At 65.0% G+C, this 19574-nt stretch carries 17 protein-coding genes; 11 read left to right on the plus strand and 6 right to left on the minus strand.

Annotated features, from left to right (window positions below):
* Nucleotides 1-7 precede the first annotated feature (7 nt).
* Nucleotides 8-1453 carry an aldehyde dehydrogenase family protein gene (locus tag ACVPT3_RS04780; RefSeq protein WP_492043053.1) on the minus strand — a complete coding sequence of 482 codons (1446 nt, stop codon included), beginning with the start codon at nucleotides 1451-1453 and terminating at the stop codon, nucleotides 8-10.
* Between the two features lie 274 nt (nucleotides 1454-1727).
* On the opposite strand from ACVPT3_RS04780, the gene ACVPT3_RS04785 reads away from it, so the two are divergent.
* From ACVPT3_RS04785 to ACVPT3_RS04815, 7 genes are all read left to right on the plus strand, one after another.
* Nucleotides 1728-3233 (plus strand): CoA-acylating methylmalonate-semialdehyde dehydrogenase, encoded by a 1506-nt coding sequence (locus tag ACVPT3_RS04785; protein WP_492043054.1) that lies wholly within the window; start codon nucleotides 1728-1730, stop codon nucleotides 3231-3233.
* Nucleotides 3234-3852: 619 nt separating this feature from the next.
* Nucleotides 3853-5568 (plus strand): O-linked N-acetylglucosamine transferase, SPINDLY family protein, encoded by a 1716-nt coding sequence (locus ACVPT3_RS04790; RefSeq protein ID WP_492043055.1) that lies wholly within the window; start codon nucleotides 3853-3855, stop codon nucleotides 5566-5568.
* A gap of 4 nt (nucleotides 5569-5572) precedes the next feature.
* Complete coding sequence (locus ACVPT3_RS04795; RefSeq protein ID WP_492043056.1) at nucleotides 5573-6640, plus strand: class I SAM-dependent methyltransferase; 1068 nt, start codon at nucleotides 5573-5575, stop codon at nucleotides 6638-6640.
* On the plus strand, nucleotides 6640-7422 hold the full coding sequence (locus ACVPT3_RS04800) for a phytanoyl-CoA dioxygenase family protein (protein ID WP_492043057.1): 783 nt from the start codon (nucleotides 6640-6642) through the stop codon (nucleotides 7420-7422). The genes ACVPT3_RS04795 and ACVPT3_RS04800 overlap by 1 nt, the downstream gene beginning before the upstream one ends.
* On the plus strand, nucleotides 7419-8192 hold the full coding sequence (locus ACVPT3_RS04805) for a class I SAM-dependent methyltransferase (RefSeq protein WP_492043058.1): 774 nt from the start codon (nucleotides 7419-7421) through the stop codon (nucleotides 8190-8192). The genes ACVPT3_RS04800 and ACVPT3_RS04805 overlap by 4 nt, the downstream gene beginning before the upstream one ends.
* Nucleotides 8153-8752: a GNAT family N-acetyltransferase gene (locus ACVPT3_RS04810; RefSeq protein ID WP_492043059.1), complete on the plus strand. Its 600-nt coding sequence runs from the start codon at nucleotides 8153-8155 to the stop codon at nucleotides 8750-8752. Before ACVPT3_RS04805 ends, ACVPT3_RS04810 begins: the two co-directional genes overlap by 40 nt.
* Nucleotides 8753-8900: 148 nt before the next feature.
* Nucleotides 8901-9647 (plus strand): GNAT family N-acetyltransferase, encoded by a 747-nt coding sequence (locus tag ACVPT3_RS04815; protein ID WP_492043060.1) that lies wholly within the window; start codon nucleotides 8901-8903, stop codon nucleotides 9645-9647.
* Here the strand turns inward: ACVPT3_RS04815 and ACVPT3_RS04820 are convergent.
* The 3 genes from ACVPT3_RS04820 to ACVPT3_RS04830 form a co-directional block, all read right to left on the minus strand.
* The gene (locus ACVPT3_RS04820) at nucleotides 9644-10690 is read right to left on the minus strand and encodes an aspartate aminotransferase family protein (RefSeq protein WP_492043061.1); all 1047 of its coding nucleotides are present in this window, start codon (nucleotides 10688-10690) and stop codon (nucleotides 9644-9646) included. The two genes, ACVPT3_RS04815 and ACVPT3_RS04820, sit on opposite strands and share 4 nt — an antisense overlap.
* Nucleotides 10691-10775: 85 nt before the next feature.
* The gene (locus ACVPT3_RS04825; RefSeq protein ID WP_492043062.1) at nucleotides 10776-11801 is read right to left on the minus strand and encodes an aminotransferase class I/II-fold pyridoxal phosphate-dependent enzyme; all 1026 of its coding nucleotides are present in this window, start codon (nucleotides 11799-11801) and stop codon (nucleotides 10776-10778) included.
* Between the two features lie 186 nt (nucleotides 11802-11987).
* Entirely contained in the window at nucleotides 11988-12926 is a 939-nt protein-coding gene (locus tag ACVPT3_RS04830) for a phytanoyl-CoA dioxygenase family protein (protein ID WP_492043063.1), read from the minus strand.
* Nucleotides 12927-13366: 440 nt separating this feature from the next.
* Here ACVPT3_RS04830 and ACVPT3_RS04835 point away from each other — a divergent pair, with 440 nt between their 5' ends.
* The 3 genes from ACVPT3_RS04835 to pseI are packed head-to-tail and all read left to right on the plus strand — an operon-like array spanning nucleotide 13367 to nucleotide 15938.
* Complete coding sequence (locus ACVPT3_RS04835) at nucleotides 13367-14359, plus strand: hypothetical protein (RefSeq protein ID WP_492043064.1); 993 nt, start codon at nucleotides 13367-13369, stop codon at nucleotides 14357-14359.
* On the plus strand, nucleotides 14359-14916 hold the full coding sequence (gene pseH, locus ACVPT3_RS04840; RefSeq protein WP_492043065.1) for a UDP-4-amino-4,6-dideoxy-N-acetyl-beta-L-altrosamine N-acetyltransferase: 558 nt from the start codon (nucleotides 14359-14361) through the stop codon (nucleotides 14914-14916). The genes ACVPT3_RS04835 and pseH overlap by 1 nt, the downstream gene beginning before the upstream one ends.
* The gene (gene pseI, locus ACVPT3_RS04845; RefSeq protein ID WP_492043066.1) at nucleotides 14913-15938 is read left to right on the plus strand and encodes a pseudaminic acid synthase; all 1026 of its coding nucleotides are present in this window, start codon (nucleotides 14913-14915) and stop codon (nucleotides 15936-15938) included. Before pseH ends, pseI begins: the two co-directional genes overlap by 4 nt.
* Nucleotides 15939-16017: 79 nt before the next feature.
* Here the strand turns inward: pseI and ACVPT3_RS04850 are convergent, their stop codons facing one another.
* Nucleotides 16018-17418 carry an ATP-binding protein gene (locus tag ACVPT3_RS04850; protein ID WP_492043067.1) on the minus strand — a complete coding sequence of 467 codons (1401 nt, stop codon included), beginning with the start codon at nucleotides 17416-17418 and terminating at the stop codon, nucleotides 16018-16020.
* Nucleotides 17415-18128, minus strand: a complete 714-nt coding sequence (locus ACVPT3_RS04855) for a response regulator (protein ID WP_492043068.1) — start codon at nucleotides 18126-18128, stop codon at nucleotides 17415-17417. The genes ACVPT3_RS04850 and ACVPT3_RS04855 overlap by 4 nt, the downstream gene beginning before the upstream one ends.
* Nucleotides 18129-18349: 221 nt before the next feature.
* On the opposite strand from ACVPT3_RS04855, the gene ACVPT3_RS04860 reads away from it, so the two are divergent.
* Nucleotides 18350-19573 (plus strand): efflux RND transporter periplasmic adaptor subunit, encoded by a 1224-nt coding sequence (locus tag ACVPT3_RS04860; RefSeq protein WP_492043069.1) that lies wholly within the window; start codon nucleotides 18350-18352, stop codon nucleotides 19571-19573.
* Nucleotide 19574 lies beyond the last annotated feature (1 nt).

The following is a 19574-nucleotide window of genomic DNA, read 5'->3' on the forward strand; positions in this document are numbered from 1 at the left end:
TGCTCCCCTATCCGTGGTGGGCCGCGACGGTCTTCAGGGCGGTGAAGGCGTACAGCGCCTCGAACCCCTTCTCCCGCCCGTGACCCGACTTGCCGACGCCGCCGAAGGGCAGTTCGACCCCGCCCGCCGCGCCGTAGTTGTTGATGAAGACCTGACCGGCGCGCAGCCGTTTCGCCAGCCGCATCTGCCGCCCCCCGTCTGCGGTCCACACCCCGGCGACCAGGCCGTAGGGCGTGCCGTTGGCGATGGCGACGGCCTCTTCTTCCGTCTCGAAGGGGATGACCGCGACGACCGGGCCGAAGATCTCTTCCTGCGCCAGCGGATGATCGGGCGCGACCCCGGCGAACAGGGTGGGGGCGACATAGGCGCCGCCCGGGGGCAGGTCCGCCAGGGTCGCCTGGGCCACGATCAGGCCGTCGGCGCGGCCGCGTTCGATATAGGCCGCGACCATCGCCTGCTGCGTCTTCGACACCAGCGGGCCGACGTCGCGGTCGTCCATAGCGGGACCGACGCTGAGGGCGGCGAACCGCTCTGCCATGCGGCGCACGACCTCGTCATAGACGCCGCGCTGGACCAGGACGCGCGATCCGGCCGAACAGGTCTGGCCTGCGTTCTGGATTCCGGCGTTGACCAGGAAGGGTAGGGCCTTGTCCAGGTCGGCGTCCTCGAACACCAGCTGGGGAGACTTGCCGCCCAGCTCCAGCGTCACCGGCACGGCGTTGACCGCCGCCGCCTGCTGGATGGCCACGCCCACGCCGGTCGAGCCGGTAAAGGACAGGTGGTTGATCCCGGGATGGGCCGCCAGGGCGGCGCCCGCCTCGGCCCCCGCGCCCGTCACGACGTTCAGGGCGCCGGTCGGCAGGCCGCAGTCGGCGGCGATATGGGCGAAGGCCAGGGCGGTGAGAGAGGCCTGCTCGGCCGGCTTCAGCACCACGGCGTTGCCGACGCACAGGGCGGCCGCCACCGAGCGGCCGATGATCTGCATCGGATAGTTCCACGGGATGATGTGCCCCGTCACTCCGTGCGGCTCGCGCAGAGTGTAGACAGTGTAGCCATTCTGGAAGGGAAGGGTCTCGCCATGCAGCTTGTCCGCCGCGCCGGCGTAGAATTCGAGGTAGCGGGCCAGGGCGACCACATCGTTGCGCGCCTGTTTCAGGGGCTTGCCGACGTCCAGCGCCTCCAACTGGGCCAGCATGTCGATGCGGGCCTCGACCGCGCGTGCCATGCGGGCCAGGAGGCGGCCTCGCTCAACCGCCGTGGCTCGGCCCCAGTCGCCGTCGAAGGCGGTGCGCGCGGCCTGGACGGCGGCGTCCATGTCGGCGGGGGTTCCGGCCGCCAGACGTCCCATCTCCTCGCCCGTGGAGGGGTCCTCGATCGGCAGGGTCGCGCCGCCTTCCGCTGCGCGCCAGAGGCCGCCGATGAAGACCTGATCCGTGGCGAAGGCCGTCGTCATGGGCGTCTTGTCCTCCCCACGGCCGCGTCTGCGAGACCGTCGATCCGACAGTGGGCCTGATTATGGATTGTGCAACAAGTCCTTTACGGCGTCCGCGTAAGTTATTGATTTTTCGATCAGGTGATCAGAAAATCGAGCGTTTCTGCTCCTGATGGACAGACACGCTGTTGTGACTTTCCAATCAGGCAACTTGTGCCGTTTTTGGCCTGCTGGCGGGTGAACTTGCCGCCTGAGAGAGCATCGGTAGCAAAAATTGTCACAGGGATATTGAAGTATGGTGCGCGACATTCGCCATTTCATCGACGGCTCGGCTTTCGACGGCGCTTCGGGTCGTTTCGGCGACGTCTTCAATCCCAACACCGGAGAGGTCCAGGCCCGCGTACAACTGGCCAGCGTCAGTGAAGTCGATCGCGCGGTCCAGGCGGCCCAGAACGCCTTCGACGGCTGGGCCAGCACCAATCCGCAACGCCGCGCCCGCGTCATGTTCGAGTTCAAGCGCCTAGTCGAGGCGCGGATGGACGAGCTGGCCGAGCTTCTGTCCAGCGAGCACGGCAAGGTCATCGCTGACTCGAAAGGCGACATCCAGCGCGGACTGGAGGTGATCGAGTTCGCCTGCGGCACCCCCCACGCGCTGAAGGGCGAATACACCCAGGGCGCCGGCCCGGGCATCGACGTCTACTCCATGCGCCAGCCGCTGGGCGTGGTCGCGGGCATCACCCCGTTCAACTTCCCCGCCATGATCCCGATGTGGATGTTCGGGGTGGCCATCGCGGTCGGCAACACCTTCGTGCTGAAGCCGTCGGAACGGGATCCGTCCCTGCCGGTGCGGCTGGCCGAACTGATGCTGGAGGCCGGGGCGCCCAATGGGGTGCTGAACGTGGTGCACGGCGACAAGACGGCGGTCGACGCCATCCTGACCCACCCGCTGGTCCACGCTGTCAGCTTCGTCGGCTCGTCCGACATCGCCCACTATGTCTATCAGACCGGCGCCGCCAATCATAAGCGGGTCCAGGCCATGGGCGGGGCCAAGAACCACGGCATCGTCCTGCCTGACGCGGATATGGCCCAAGTGGTCAAGGATCTGACCGGCGCCGCCTTCGGCAGCGCGGGCGAGCGCTGCATGGCCCTGCCGGTGGTCGTGCCGGTCGGCAAGAAGACCGCCGACGAGCTGCGCGAGCGACTGGTGGCGGAAATCCCTGCGCTGCGGGTCGGGGTCTCGACCGACGCCGGCGCCCACTATGGTCCCGTCGTCACGGCCCAGCATCGCGACCGCATCGCCGGCTGGATCGAGAAGGGGGTGCAGGAAGGCGCCGAACTGGTCGTCGACGGCCGCGACTTCAGCCTGCAGGGGCACGAGAAGGGCTATTTCATCGGCCCGTCGCTGTTCGACCATGTGAAGCCCGACATGTCCTCCTATCAGGAGGAGATATTCGGCCCGGTGCTGCAGATCGTCCGCGCCGAGACCTTCGAGGAGGCCCTGGCCCTGCCGTCGAACCACCAGTACGGCAACGGCGTCGCCATCTTCACCCAGAACGGTCGCGCGGCGCGCGACTTCGCCGCCCGCGTCAATGTCGGCATGGTCGGCATCAATGTGCCGATCCCGGTGCCGGTCGCCTATCACACCTTCGGCGGCTGGAAGCGCTCGGCCTTCGGCGACATCAACCAGCACGGCATGGAGGGCGTCCGCTTCTGGACCAAGACCAAGACCGTCACCGCCCGCTGGCCCGACAGCGCGCTGGAGCATGCGGACAGCTCGTTCGTCATTCCGACGATGCGCTGAGGTCGTCATGGCTGGCGTCGTTCGACGACAGTGATCTGTATCGCCCATCTAGCGGCGTTCGTCCTGGTCGCGCCTTTCAGCTTTCATACGCCGCTCACTTACTGGCAGTGTGAGGTCCGCGTGCTCGATACGATCAGGCGCCGAGCCCCCTGACCCTCAAGAGAAGGCGCTGATAAATCAGCGCCTTCTGGACCGCAGAGCCATCGAGTGGAGTGAACAAGTACGCGAAGTTGGCGTGAGCTGAGGCCGCGCCTGGCGCGTCTCGGACCTCCGCTAGCCAAGGCGATGCTAGTGACTTAGGTCTCGACCTCATCCACGGCGGCGCGCCAATCCGTCAAAATCGCGATGTCCGTCAGCGGGCTGGACCTATACCCTCGTCGTTGAGGTCGAAAGCCTGCTTCGCATAGAGAGGGCCGGAGCGTGGCGCAGCCAGCGGGCGTGTTTTCGCATTAGAGGTCACGTCCGTCTCTCGAGAATCGTGAGATCAATCCAGCGTCGAGAAGGTCGTATCGCAGGCTGGGTCTCGCAAGGGGGCTCGCATTCAGCCTGCCACATCTCATTAACGCCTCGTTTAACGAAGCGGACCAACTTGAACATAAAAGACAGACGGTCGCCCATCATGCCGGTTTCCCCTGCCCTCGAGGACGTCACTTTCCCGCCGACCCTGGAGGACGGACGCGGCGCCCTTGCCCGTGGAGATGCGGACCAAGCGGTCGAACTGTTCTATGCCATAACGCAGAACAAGCCTGCTGACTGGGAAAGCCGATACTGGCTTTACAGCGCGCTTGTTGCAGCCGGACATGAGGGTCTTGCGCGTCAAATTCTGACCGATGCCTGCAATCTGCATGCGGTTGCGGTCATGCGGGCGGTCGGCGTGGAGATGGAGCGGTTCCGCTCCGATCCCGCCTACTGCGGTTCCGTAGGTCGACAGTTGTATATCGCCGATCAGATGGGGGCGGCGACCCTGGCTCTGAGCAAGGCGCTGGATTTCGACAATCTCGCCCCGGATGTTCTGGTCAGTTACGGCCTCTCGATGCAGCATCAGGGTCGGATGGCCGAGGCGATCGATGTCTTTACCCTTGCCGTCGAGCGTTTTCCCGGGGCTGCAATCCACGGCTTTCTGATCTACGCACTGTTTCACGGGCCTGACCGTCTGAAGCAGGTCTCCGACGAGGCGCGCAGATGGGCCGCGCTCTACGCCGCGCCGCACATATCGGGGACGAAGACGATCGCCAACTCGTCGGCCGTAAATCGACGTCTGCGGATCGGCTATGTCGGCCCTAGCTTCTCGCGCAATCAGGTGGCCCAGTTTCTTATTCCCGTTCTTGAGTCTCACGACCCAGCGTCCGTGGAAGTCTTCCTCTATTGCGCGGATCCATCCGTTGAGGTCGGCCTGCCAGAAGCCTGTACAGTCAGGGCGATCGGGGCGATGCCGGACGCCGAGGTCGTCGAGCAAATTCGCGCTGATGGGATCGATGTCCTCGTCGACGTCTGGGGTCACACGGCTGGCAGCCGGCTATCGGTCTTCGGGCATCGTCCGGCGCCCGTGCAGGTGGCCTGGATAAATTTCGTGCAGACCACCGGACTGAGCAGTATGGACTATGTGCTGCACGCCGACAGCATGGACGCCCCCGGAACAGCGGATTATTTCGTCGAGAAGATTTGGCGAATGGGCGACATCATGGCCCCCTATCGACCGGCGCCGGATCGCCCCGATCCTGCGCCGACGCCGGCGCTGCGCAACGGTTACGTCACCTTCGGATCTTTCAACAATCCGGCGAAGATCAGCGAACAGACAGTAATCGCATGGGCGGAAATCCTTCGGACCCGTCCGACGAACCGGCTGCTGTTCAAGTACCGCTACTACGTGGATCCCGTCTTGCAACGGACCACGCAGGCTCGATTTTCCGCCTATGGGGTCAGCCCCGAACAACTGCAGTTCCAAGGTCACAGCAAGGGGGCGGACTACCTGAACGCCTTCTCCGAGATCGATCTGGCGCTCGATCCCTCGCCCTGCACGGGCGGGACCACCACATGCGACGCCTTGGCGAACGGCGTGCCGGTCCTGACGCTCGAGGGCGACGACTTCTTCTCGCGGATTGGCTTGCCCGCGCTTGTGCCGTGCGGGCTGACCGAGTTGATCGCGAACGACTGGGGCGACTACGTCAGGCGCGCCTTGGACCTGACCAGCGACGCTTCACGCCTTGACGGTCTCCGTCAGCGGGTTCGCCCCGCGTTCGATGCCTCGCCCTACCGTGACGAGGTCGGCTTCACGCGCAATCTCGAAAGTATTTTCCGCGAGATGCACGCGCGTGCGATCGTGGACGCACAGTGAAGTCATGACCGAAACGGTCCTCGTCTTTCCGGCCGGGACGCCGGACGCTCTGAAATACCGGAGCGAGGCGGCCGAACGGGGACATCGTGTCGTCGGGGCGTCGTCTCTTGCGTGGAATCCCGAAGCGGGCCGCTACGACAGCTGGGAGTACCTGCCCTATGTCCATGATCCTGACTTCGCCGAGGCCTTGCGACGCCTGATCGAGCGTCTGGGGGTTACGGCCATCTATTCTCCTCATGAAGTCGTCAGCGCCCATCTTGCCGAAGTTCTTCCGGGCCTCTCGACGAATGTCAGCTTGATCAGTGTCTCGCCGCTTCTGGCCAAGGAACGGGCTTACCGCGCCCTCTGGGACCGCGCAGACGAGATCCGCGCTGCGCCCGACTGGTTCGGCGGCGGCGCCCCGCGTCTCGCCGGTCCCCGGCTGGCCGGTCTCTTGCGGTTCGTGGACGACGTGCCCGGCATGTCCGACAACGACAAGATCGCGGCGATGATCGAGGTCGCGCGTCACGTTCCAGCCGGAGATATCGTCGAGATCGGTTCGTGGTGGGGCCGGTCAGCAGCCCTTTTGACCCTGCTGTCACGCCATCACGATCTTGGTCCGGTTCTGTGTGTCGATCCATGGCGAGCCGAGGCCTTGGCGCAGGGCGTGGCGATGTTGGACAAGGCCAGCGCAGCCATGAACCTGGACGACGCTCTCACCATCTTCGAGACCAATCTCGCGCCCCTTGCGGACGGGCGAGTCAACTATATTCGCGCCACCTCGACTGTGGCCGCCCAACACTATTGTCCCAGCTTGACTGTAGAGACCGAGGTCCTGGGCCGCACCGTCTATACGGGCCGGATCGCCCTTTTGCATATCGATGGCAACCATTCTCTGGAGCGGGTGACCGAGGACGTTGAGAACTGGACGCCGCACATGGCGCCTGGGGGCTGGGTAGTTTTTGACGACTATGTCTGGGCCTTCGGCGATGGACCTCGAACCGTAGGCGACGCCTGGTGCGCGCGTCACGCGGACCGGATCGCCCGCAGCTTCGTCATGGGCACCGCCCTGTTCGTCCAACTGGAACCCTAATGACCTTGGATCAGAGCCGGATTGACGAACAGATGCGGACCTTGGGATGGGTGCGCTTCGAGGGCGTGCTGGACGCAGACCATGTCGCCGCCTTGGGACGAGACGCAGAGGCCCTCTATGCTGAGCGCCGCATGGTCCAGGTGCGGAACGGCGTCGCCGCCAATATGGAGGGCGCGGGTCATCATGCGCTCGGCCTGGACAACAGTCTGGATCGTCTTGTCGGGGATATGCCCTTGATGGACCAGATCGAGCACTATTTCGGTGGCAAGACCATTCTGCTGAATTTCGGGGTGACGCTGCATCCGCCGGGGGTCACGACCTATACGCACAAGCCCCATAGGGACATCCGGACCTGGTCCAACGGTTTTAGACTGTCGCTGAACATGCTGGTGATGCTGGACGACTTCACCGTTGAAAACGGCGCGACCCGACTGCTGGAAGGCTCGCACCGCGTAGAGGACATGCCCTCGGCGGACCATTTTGCCCAACAGGCTATTTCTCTTACCGGCCGGGCAGGGGACATCATTCTGTTCGACAGCCTGGCGGTTCATAGTGCGGCGCCCAATCGTAGCGCCGCGCTGCGCCGCGGCCTGACGCTTTGTTTTGGCCGTCCATTCATGAAACCGCATATGGACTGGCCCCGCTTCCTGCCCGTCGAGACCCATTCCGGCCTGACGCCGACAGCGCGCCAACTTCTGGGGTTTCATGCCCGGGTGCCGACCAGCGTCGAGGACTATTATCAACCCCCCGAAAACTGGTCGTTCAAGGCGGATCAGATATGAGCGCGACAGATCAGATGACCCACCCGAGCGCCGTTGCCTCGGCCGAACGTCACCGGTTGGCTGCGGCCGTGGCCTCCTACGGCGAGGGCGCAGCTCCGTTCGACGCCCTGATGCGCGGGTATATGATGCGCGCCTTTTCACCCTGGTTCGCGGACGGCGCTTGCCTTCAGGTCGGCTGCGCGCACGGCGACCAGACCAGCCTGCTGCTTGAGCGGTATGACGACCTGACGGTTCTGGAGCCCGATCCCACTTTCGTCGCTCACACGCGCAAACGGCTGGGTGATCGTGTGGTCCTCATCGAGGCCCTGCTCGAGGACTACGAGACCGATCGGCGGTTCGACACCATCGTATTTTCGCACGTGCTGGAGCACGTCGCGGACCCGGTGGCCGCCCTGCGTCGACTGGGCGCGCTCCTGGCGCCCGGCGGGCGTCTCTATGTGGTTGTGCCCAACGCCGAGGCTCCATCGCGACGCATCGCGGTGAAAATGGGCTTGCTCAGCCATCTGGAAGCCCTGTCGGCCGCGGATGAGGCGGCGGGTCATCGCCGTGTCTACAGGCTGGACACCCTGCAACGCGACGTCGCAGCCGCGGGACTGAACGCCGAGCACAGCGGAGGAATTTTCTACAAGCCCCTGGCCAATTTTCAGTTCAACGGCCTGATTGGAGGTCCGCTGATCAGCGACGATTTCCTCGAAGCCTGTTATGCCCTTGGCCAGGAACGGCCGACCGAATGCGCCAGCATCTTCGTCGTCGCAAAGGCTGCAGGATGAGCATTTCAGGTCGCCGAGTACGTCTGCGAGCGCTGGAGCCGGGCGATATTCCGCTGCTGCATCGCTGGGCCAATGACCCTGCCATTTGGAGGCAGTTGGGCGGCTGGCAATTTCCCTCCAGCGAGGCGAGCACCGTGGCGTGGCTGGACGGTCTGGCGACCGACCGGTTGAATCAGCGTTTCGCGATCGAACGCTTGGAAGATGGCCTGCTGCTCGGTACGGCCAATCTCGTCGCCATAGACTGGAAGAACGGGACCGCCTTCCACGGCATGATGCTGGGCGCCGCCGAGATACAGGGCAAGGGCTATGGTCTCGATACGGTCATGACGGTCATGCGCTATGCCTTCGACGAGCTGCGGCTGGAAAGGCTGGACGGCGACATAATCGAATACAACGCCGCATCGCACCGGCTCTATGTCGGCAAATGCGGGTGGCGCGAGGAGGGCCGGCAAAGAGGCTGGCATTTCCGCGAGGGGCGTCGCTGGGACAGGATCCTCGTCGGCGTCACACGCCAGGACTATGCCGATCTAGTCGCCGAAAACCGTTACTGGGACAGCTGAGCTCGTGCATCCCTATGCGAGCCTGGCTTACGCCCACGCGCTAGGCCACGCGGGACGGCCGGTGCCCGTACCGGAGTGGGGCGTCCCGATTCTGGCGCGCTCCGTTCCTCGGGATCTCAATCCCGCCCTTGGCCACGGCGAGGATGCTATGGGCCTCTATCCCTTGACGGCGCTTGCGACGACCGCAGACTTGAGCGGCGGACTGGAGCGGTTGCGCGGCCTCGGTCTGATCTCGGTCGTTCTCGTGCCTGATCCGCTTGCCGGCCCCCCGCGGGAGCGTCTCTCGGAGACGTTCGGCTTCGTCCAGCCGTTCAAGGCCCACCTGACCATCGACCCCGCCCGCGGCCGCTACAGCCCCAGCCGTCATCATGCCGAACGCATCCGCCGCGGACATCGCCGGTGCCGAATCGACGTCGGCCCCTTGCCGCTCTGGCTCGAAGACTGGAACCGCCTCTACCGGGGTCTGGTGGCCCGCCGGGGTATCTCCGGGGTCGCCGCCTTTCCCGACGCCAGTTTCGAGGTCATGGGGAAGGATCCGGCGCTGGTGGCCTTCGCAGCCTCGGTCGGAGACCATGTCGTCGGCATGACGCTATGGTTCGCCTGCGACGGCGTCATCTACAACCACCTGACTGCGGTGGATGCGGATGGATACGCCAACGGCGCCAGTTTCGCCCTTTACGACACAGCCATCCAACATTTCGAGGGGCAGGGCGTGGTCAACCTGGGCGGAGGCGCCGGGATCGGCTCCGGAGAGGGGGGGCTCTTTGCCTTCAAAAGCGGTTTCGCCAATGGAGAGGTCATGACTTCGCTGTGCGGTGCGGTTCTCGATCCCGCGCGATATGCCGCCCTGAGCGCCGGCGTGGAGACCGGATTTTTTCCGGCTTACCGCGCTTAAGCGGTGCGGAGAGGTGGCGAGCCTGCGAATTTCAGGACGGCGTCGACGATGCGCATCATCTCTGGCCGCCCGTAACGGCCGTCCAGGGGCAAGGAAACACAACGATCGCTGAGCCGGTGGGCGGCGCCAAATTGGCCGGGAGAGGGAAGGTTCTCCCAATGGCGAGCAGCCCAGATTCGCTGGTCGGCAAGATGGGCGACGAGATCGGCTGCGTTCGAGACGACGATAGGAAAAGCCAGGGGCGCGAATTGCGGAGCCGCATCGGGCCACAGCGCAAAGGGAGCCAGATGTGCAGCGAGGCTTTCCCAGTTGCGGCGGCGGGCGTCTGCTTCGGGCTGGATTTCTACTAGATCGAGGGCGGCGAGGGTTCGATCGCTGCAACAGCGGGGCTCGGCATCGTACGCTGTCTCGCGGGCTCGGTAGTCCGGGAACCATGTGTCGGGATCCCGCCCCTCGGCGTCCGCATGCCGGCCGTCATTGGCCGTCCACAGGTCGGGCAACCCGGGCCGGGTCGGGGGAGGCGGCAGGTCTGACCCAACGAGAAGGCCGCCATCAGCCACGCCCAGCAGCTTGCGCGGACTGTAAAGCCGGATTGCCCCCGGGATGCCCGCTCCCGGGTCCAGCGCCTGGGCGCGGTCCTCGATGATCAGGAGGGAGGGAAAGTCAGAAGCCAGCATCTGGAACTGGGTCTCGGGCGGGCGGCCAAACCAGGCGATCGTCAGGACCGCATCGTCGGGCGCCAGGCCGGCGCGCACCGCCTCGACATCGCAGTTGAGTTGATCGTCCACCCCGTACCAGATCGGTTCCACTCCGGCCCTTGTCACGCCTTCGACCAGAGCGCCGCAAACATAGGCCGGCAGCCAGAGCCGTTTCACTTGGCGGGCCACAAGCAGAGCGGCGAGGGCCGCGCGGGCGGTCGCGAAAGCGCGGTTGTCGCTTTGTCCAGCCGTCCAAGCCGACCACACTGTCGTCGCGCATGACGACGAGCTGGCCCGGTCAGCCGCAGGGATAACGCTGCCGATGCCTTTGGGCGGTGTTCCCATCAGGTCGACTCTGTCCTTCCTGTTCCGTGAGGGGGAGGGAGCCGACACTGCCGCCATCGGGGAAAGGGTTGTGCGACACCCAAGGTCAACGGCCTGCAAGCGCCAAGCTCAGGGCGGCGGCGACACGCGAAATATCATCCCCGTCCATGTCGATCGCGAATGGCAGGCCCAGCACGGAACGGCTTAGGGTCTCGGTCACGGACAGATCCCCACGCGGGCACTCAGCGAAGGCCGGATTCGCGTGACAACCCCGGTCCCACCAGCGCCGGGTGTGAATGTCATGATCCTGGAGTCCGTGTTCAACGGCGTCAACCGATCCGTTCGGGAGGCCCACGGAGCACACGCTGGTGACCCAGCCGTCGCCCCAGCCCGGCTGGAACTGAACGTCAGGAAGAAAGGTCATGGCGGCCTTCATCATCAGCGCGGCGCGTAAAAACTGCAGCCGGTCGGTCTCCCAGCGGTCCAGGGCGGCCAGACCCACGGCGGCCGCATACTCGCTGAGCTTCGCATTCGTCGCCGCGATGTCCGAGAGGCGTGAGCCGCGAAAGCCGAACGTCGTTGACTGCCTGACGCGCGCCGCCAGGTCGGCGTCCGTCGTCGCCAGAAACCCACCTTCGCCGATACCGAGGACCTTGGTCGCGTGCAGGCTTACGACGGTGGGGATTTCCGCTGCGCGTGCCTGATCGAACGCGGCGGCGGCGTCCAGCACGACGGGCAAGCCGGCGTCTTCGCGCAGCGCTTTCCAAGCTTCGAGATTCGGCATGGCGCCGAAGGCGGCGACAACGATCGCGGCCGAGACCGGAGCGGGCGCCCATGCGAGGGCGTCGCGCACGGTCGCAGGTCGAAGCATCCAGTCGTTCGGGTCCACGTCGAGAAACAGGGGGGTCAGGCCGGCGGCGATCACCGCATGGGCTGTGGCGACGAAGGTGTAGGACGGAATGGCGACCAGGCTGCCCTTCGCGAGGTTCAGCGCATTTAGGGTCAGGGTCAGGGCCTGGGTTGCGTTCACGCAGGTGACCACCTTGGAACCCGCCTCGAAGCGCTCCGCAAGTCGGGATTCGAACTCCGTGAGAAGAGGGCCAAAGTTCGAATAGCTCCGGGCCGCGTCCATGCGACGCAGATACGGGAGAACAGCGTCAGCGTCGGGAAGGCGCGGACGAGCCGCTGGAATAAATCGCCGAGCGAATTCGAGGGACTGATGTTCGACGGCGATGGGGTCAGACATGTTCAGGGCTGCGCAATTTTCTCGATGAGAAGATGTTGGGCACGATTCATGCGGCGTTGGCACGCAAGGGGGTCAGCCCTCGACCGTGCGCACCAGGTTGTTTTTGATCTGCGCGGATCCGTCCGCAGCCAGATCCATCCGCGTCGTCTGCAGGAGAAGCGGGCCCCGAATGGCGGCGTTCACGGCGGTAAGTCCCCCTGCGGAAGATGACCGCCGGCTGATTAGATAACGCAACGAGATACGTTCGTGGTCGGCAGTATCCGGCTGAGTTCCATGCAGGGTGAACGGGTGCCAGAGGGCGGCAAAGCCTGTTTGACCTGTCAGAACGGTCTGTCGCACCTCCACAGACTGCCCATCCGGGCTGTCGTAGAGCCAGGTTTGCGCGTCCTTGCGCGAGAGCCCGTGCGGGAAGGTTGTCGCGCCGAGCACATGGCTGCCCTCAAGCAGGAAAAGCGGCGCGTCAGATCGGGCGACCGGATGAAGGTAAACATACAAGGTGACAAAATCCGCTTCCCGGTCTTTGAAGTCGATGATGTCCTGGTGGAAGTCGATCCCGTAAAAATAGGTCACATCCCGGTACTCGGGTTTCACATAGGGGCCCAGATTGTTGACGGGGGCGCCTTCGATGCGCGCCTTCAGCCAGTTTGGAATCGACCGGGATGGGACGCCGCAGACAATCTTGCGGTCCGTGATGACATAGTCAGGTCCAAGCACCTCTGTGAGGGCGCTCACCATACCGCGATCCTGCTCAACAAAAGCCAGCTCTGCGTCGAACCGTTCAAGAAGATTTCGCCCAGGGCGAGGGTTTACGCCGCGATACTGCGGATTGAGGTCGAAGGCTTTTTCTTCCAGGAACAGGCTCTCGTCGAACCTACGCACGGCCCTGATCTTGTTCAGCAGTGCTGTCGCGCCTGCGGGGTCCAGCGGCCAGTCGAACCGATATGCGCCATCAGAGATCAGGGCCTCTGTCACAGATGGCCCTATGCTGGTCTTCTCGGCCGCCGTGCTCATTGCCATCCCCCGTTCTTAGTCGTTTGCATGTTGTCCTGCGGCGGCGAACCGCTCGTGAGCCGCGAGCGGAAAGAGGTTCTCAATCTTGCGAGCCCTCGAAAGTTGAGGGACGTTCGGATCAAACTACCCTGATTCCGGTCCGGATCGAGCGGTTAGGGTTTCGGCGGCAAAGTCAACGGAGCGTCGACTGTATCGTCAGAGTCGTAGTGCGGCGACTTCGATTGTCGCGGCGGGTTGTTGAGACTGTATTGTCAGTTCAATAGTCGTGCATCGCAGCGGCAAATCGCGTAGCCAGGCGAGAGGATAACCCGGCCGAATCCTTTCGCGGGGACATTAAGCGCCATGACCCACGTCGAACTCGAGGTTCAGGACATCGACGCCAAAGTGGATTGGCGGCTGACCGAACGCCAACATCGTCTGCCTCATTCCGGCGCATCGTGATGCCCACGCCGGGATTGCTTGTCGTCTTCACCGAAGGCGATCGGGTCCGGGGGCTCGGCCACGTCAGTCGGTGCAGCGCATATGCGGAAGCCTGGTTGCTGAGAGGCGGACAGGTTTGCTGGATTCTGGACGGTGATGCGGTCGCTGTCGCAGCGATCGGCTCCGGGCAGGACGTGATCCAGCGTCGCTGGCAGGAGGAGGGGGAGACCCCGAGCGGTATCCGGGCGGACATCGCTCTGGTCGACAGCTATGCCGCCTCGGCCGAGGCCATGGAGACGATCGCATCCAATTCTGGCGTCACAGTCTTCATCGATGACCTGGGCTGGTCCTATCCGTCGGGCGTGGTCGTTCACCCGGCCCCCGATCGGCCGGTCTCCGAGACATCCGAACGCGAAAGGGTGCTGAACGGTCCGTCGTGGCAGCCTTTGCGTCCGCCGTTCTGGGATCTGCCGGAGCGCCTGCCCGCGCGGCCTGACGTCGAGCGGATTCTGGTGATCTTCGGCGGCGGCGACCTGCACGGGATTGGCGTGCCCATGGCCCGTTTGGCCCAGCAGGCCTACCCTGCGGGGAAGATTGATCTGGTGCTGGGCGCCGGCCAGCCAGCGCCGCCCGCGATGCCCGGCGTGTCCGTCCATCAGGCGATCGACGCCGCCGCCATGGCGTCCCTGATGCTGGCCGCGGACATCGCAATCAGCGGTGCGGGGCAGACGGTGTTCGAACTCGCCCGGTGTGGAACGCCGGCCATCTTCGTCGGAATCGCGGCCAACCAGAAGGCCAATCTCGATCACTGGCCGGCCTTGTGCGGCTATATTGTCGCGGGCGTTTGGGACGCTGCGGACCTCGAGGCGCGCGTGAAGGCGGCGATGGGTCAACTGCGGGATCCCGTCGTGCGACAGAGCATCGGCGCCAGAGCCGCAGGCGTGGTCGACGGGCAGGGCGTTCGACGCCTGTTCGATCATCTCGAACGGTCCATGGTTCAGGAGCGCGTCTGATGCGTTACGCCGACTGCCGATTGCGGCCGATGGTCGAGGGGGACCGCGCCCTCGTCCTGTCGTGGCGCAATCAGGATCGCATACGCGCCAATATGTACAGCGACCACATCATCACGGTCGACGAGCATGACCGTTGGTTTGATCGCAGCCAGGCGGACCGATCTGCCGTCTATCGCATATTTGAATACGGCGACCGGCCGGTCGGCTTCGTATCCTTCACCGAAATTGACCGGACCCATGGCCGCGCCAACTGGGCCTTCTATCTGGGAGAGACGGACACTCCGCGCGGATCGGGCGCCGCCATGGAACTGCTCGCGCTGGACGAGGCGTTCGGGCCGGTCGGAATCCGCAAACTGTGCTGCGAGGTGTTCGCCTTCAACGGCGGCGTCGTCCGGCTGCACGAGCGGTTTGGCTTCACCCGCGAAGGCTTGCTCGCGAAAGCGCGTTTAAAGGGTGGCGAGTTGCAGGATATCATCTGTATGGCGCGGTTGGCCGACGACTGGCCTTCTGATCGGGCGGCATTGATGGCGAGCGTATTCAAGGAAGATGCGGCATGAGCTTCACCTATCCGGACCATGTGTTCATGGTGGCGGAGCTTTCGGCCAACCATGGCGGTTCGCTTGAGGTTTGCCTTGAGACCGTGCGCGCCGCGGCCGCCGCCGGGGCCGACGCGATCAAGGTCCAGACCTACACGGCGGACGGGATCACGCTTGACTGCCAGACGACGCCTTTCCAGATCAACGACGGAACCCTGTGGGACGGCGCGACGCTGCACGACCTCTACCTCGAGGCTCAAACGCCGTGGGAATGGCATGCGCCGATCCAGGCGGAGGCCCATCGCCTGGGGCTGACTTTCTTCTCGTCGCCGTTCGACCTCAAGGCTGTCGATTTCCTGGACGAGATGGACGTGCCGATCTTCAAGATCGCTTCGTTCGAGATCGCGGACATCCCGCTGATCGAACATGCGGCGTCCAAGGGGCGCGCGATGATCATCTCCACCGGCATCGCCAACATGGGTGACATCGAGGAGGCGATCGCGGCCTGTCATCGGCAAGGCAACCATGACATCACCCTGCTGAAATGCACCTCGGCTTATCCGGCGCTGCCGTCGGACGCCAATCTGGCGACGATACCGGTCTGGGCGAAGACCTTCGGCGTCAGGATGGGGTTGTCGGATCACACGACCGAGAATGCGGTCGCCATCGCCGCGGTGGCGCTGGGCGCCCGGGTGATCGAGAAACACTTCATTCTCGACCGCGCCATCGGCGGGCCTGACGCCAGCTTCTCACTGACGCCGGACGATTTCGCCAGCCTGGTCAAGGGAGTCAGGATCGCTGAGCAAGCGATCGGCGGTGTCCAGTCTGGACCCACGGGCCAGGCCCTGATCAACCGCCGCTTCGGTCGATCCCTGTTTATCGCAATGGATATGAAGAAGGGGGAGGCTTTGACACCCGACAACCTTCGTTCCGTCCGCCCCGGCGACGGCCTCCACCCCCGGCATTATCGCGAGCTCCTCGGGCGCAGACTGCGGCAGGACGCTGTGAAGGGCACGCCGCTGGTCTGGTCATTGCTGGACTGACGGACCATGGGGCAATTCGGCGCCAGATGCGCCCGCAGCCCGTCCAGTTCCTCTAAGCGATCAATCACGCGCTGCTCGGCTAAGAAGGCGCTTGCACCGCCTTTTGCAGACGCAGCGAGGCCCGAAGCCCGCCTTCTGGCCGGTTGGCCAACGTCAGCTCGCCGTCCATGTCCCGCGCCAGGCGCGCCGCGATCGCCAGGCCAAGGCCCGAGCCGCCGGTCTCTCGGGAACGCGAGGTTTCCAGCCTGACGAACGGTTCCATGACGGCGGTCAGCTGGTCCTCAGGGACGCCGGGACCGGCGTCGTCAATCTGGACCACCACATGATCCCCAGCATCGACCGTTCTGATACGGGCGCTTCCCGCATAGCGGATCGCGTTGTCGATAAGATTCGCCAGGCAACGTTTGAGGCCCTGAGGACGGGCTTCAACATCACAGTCGCAGCCATCGATGAAGACGATGTCGTGGCCGGCGTCCCGCTCGTCGTCTGCAAGCGCCTCGATAAGCGCGTCAAGATCCACCACGGCGAGCGGTTCCGTGCTGGGCGTGTCGCGTGCGATCTCCAGGCCTTCGCGCGCCAAGGCCTGCATGGCCGCAAGGTCGCCCAGCAGTCGTTGTCGCAGGTCCGCATCCTCGACCTTCTCCAACCTCAGGCGCATGCGGGTCATCGGGGTCTGGATGTCATGGGTGACGGCGGCGAGAACCTGGCTCTTGGCGGCGATCGACGCCTTTAGGCGGCTTTGAAGGCTGTTCATCGCGTGGGCGGCGCGGAGCACCTCGACTGGGCCGGTCTCCGGCATCGGCGGAGCGTCCAGGGATTCCCCCAGGGCCTGGGCGCCAGCCGCCATGTGGCGAACGGGGCGTGTGGCGATGCGGGCGACGACGAGAGACAGCAGGGCGGCGGCCAGAGCCAAGGCTAGAAGGAAGCCGGGGTCGAGCAGTCTAGGACGAACAGCCTGCGGCGGGGCCCAGACGGCGATGCTTTCCCTGATCTGATCTGAACTTAGTTCGACGATCCAGCAGGTTGGCGGCCCCAGTCCCAGCGAGGCGGCCTGACTGAGGACTGCTGCCTTAGTTTGGCTGTCTCTTTCCGGCCAGCCGGGCTCGGGCTCGGCCCCGTGGCAGGCGTCGGGCGAGACGCGAGAGGCCATAGCCTGGACAGCGCCCAATCGACCATCCGCCAGCACACGATTAAGCGCCGGATCCGGCTTCAGATCGACGGCGGTGCGGGGGGGGATGCGAACGCTGGTGGCGCCACGCGCGGCCAGGTCGCGCGCTTCCGACGCGCCGATTCGCTGGCCCAGATTGACATAGGCCTGGATACGGTCGGCGGTGCGTTCAGTCTGGAAGGCGGCGATATCTGCATGCTGGCGCAGATCGGCGATACTGAGCGAAACGACCGACGCAGCGCCCGTGCCCACCAGCAACAGGAAGAAGATGCGTCCTGTCAGCGAGCCGAAAAAGGACTGGAGCCGGGTCACGACAGGCTCACCGTCGCGGCCAGAACATAGCCCTCGTTGCGGATCGTCCGGATCAGGACCGCGCCTTCGTCGCCGAACTTCTGGCGCAGACGGCTGACCTGGATATCCACGGCGCGATCGAGAACATCCTCCTGACGCACGGCGCCGAGATTGATCAGCTGTTCGCGGCTGAGTACGCGATTGGCGTAATCGACCAGAACCCGAAGCAGCCGGAACTCGGCGCCCGACAGCATCACGACCCGGCCGGCGGGGTCGTTCAGCAGGCGCTGCTCCATATCCAATGTCCATTCATTGATCGTCGCCCGCCGTGCCTCCAACGGCGCCAGATTGGCGGGCAGGGACTGGGTGCGCCGAAGGACATTGCGGATGCGCGCGATCAGCTCGCGCGGCTCGAACGGCTTGGTCAGATAGTCGTCGGCGCCCATTTCCAGGCCCAGGATCCGATCGACGGCTTCGCCGCGCGCGGTCAGCATGATGATCGGCGTCGCAGAGGTCGCCCGGATATCCCGGCACAGTTTCAGACCGTCCTCGCGAGGCAGGTTCAGGTCCAGCAGCACCAGGTCAGCAGTCCAGACGGCCATGATCTCGCGCATGCGTCCGCCGTCGCCCGCCGTCTCGACCTCGAAGCCCGCCATCGCCAGTTGTTCGGCCAGCAGGGTGCGAATGTCGCGATCGTCGTCGACCAGCAGGATGCGGGATGGAGTCTCCATCAGCGCATTATGCGCGGCCAGACGGGGAGGGGCTCGCCTCATTCGATGTCCGTTGTTCTCAAGTCGCGGTCTGACACGTTGCGACACACCTTTGCCGCCCCTCGACACACTGAGACAAGGCGGAACCTCAAATGGCCGCTAGCAGGGATACTATCGCCGTACAGAATTCAGACGCAGAGCCGACGACCATGAGCCTTGAGCCTCGCCCTTCCCATACGCGGATGCGCCAGCTGACCCGTCGGCAGAAGCTGATCGGCGGGGCTGTCGTGGTCCTGATCGTTGCGGCCCTTGCCCTGGTTGTGGTTCGGTCGCTCGGGACGGAGACGACGCCGGGCGCCGGCGGGCCTGGCGGCGGGCCGGGCGGTCCCGGCGGCGGGCCTCGGACTGCCGCCAGCACGGTCGGCGTCGCCATGGCGACGACGGCGGACGTCCCCGTGATGCTGGATGCGATCGGCACCGTCGTGCCGGCCGGCCTGGTCACCGTCCGGCCGCAGGTGTCCGGCGTCATTTCGGAGATCTATTTCACCGAGGGGCAGATGGTCCGCAAAGGCCAGGTGCTGGCCCAGATCGATCCCCGGCCCTTCCAGGCCGCCCTGACCCAGGCCCAGGGGCAGTTGCAGCAGAACCAGGCCCAACTGACGGCGGCGCGCGTCACCCTGGCGCGTTACGAGACCCTGCTTCAGCAGGACTCGATCGCGACCCAGGAGGTCGATACCCAAAGGGCCCTGGTCGAGCAGTTGGAAGGGGCCGTCACGGCCTATCGCGGGGCGGTGCAGACGGCTCAGCTGAACCTCGGCTACGCCCGCATCGTCGCCCCCGCCAGCGGACGCATCGGTCTGCGCGTCATCGACGCCGGCAACTATATTGCGGCGGGCGATTCCTCCGGCCTGGCCGTCATCACGACCCTGAGCCCCATCGACGTCGAATTCACCGTACCCCAGGCCCAGATCGCCGCCATTCAGCAGCGGGCCTATTCCGGCGCCCGTCTTCCGGTGCTCGCCCTGGATACGACGCGGGAGAAGACGCTGGACACGGGCGTCTTCTCTACCCTGGACAATCAGGTCAGCACGACGACGGGGACGGTGCGCGGCAAGGCGCGCTTCCCCAACGCCTCCGGAGCCCTGTTCCCCAGCCAGTTCGTCAATATCCGCATGACCCTGGACACGCTGCGCGACGCCGTCACCGTGCCCTCGACTGCGGTGCGTCAGAATGAAAAGACCTCCTTCGTCTGGGTGGTCGGCGCCGACAGCACCGTGTCGCAGCGCCCGGTCGTGACCGGCGTGGCGACCACCACCACCGTCGTCATCACATCGGGGTTGAAAGCCGGCGAGAAGGTGATCACCGAGGGCGGCGACCGTTTGACGGAAGGCGGCAAGGTCGCCGTCGCCGGTCAGGCCCGTCCGCAGCGCCAGGGCGGTGGTCAGCGTCCGAGCCAGGGACGCTGAT

It is taken from the genome of Brevundimonas sp. FV1ps31S, assembly GCF_058681265.1.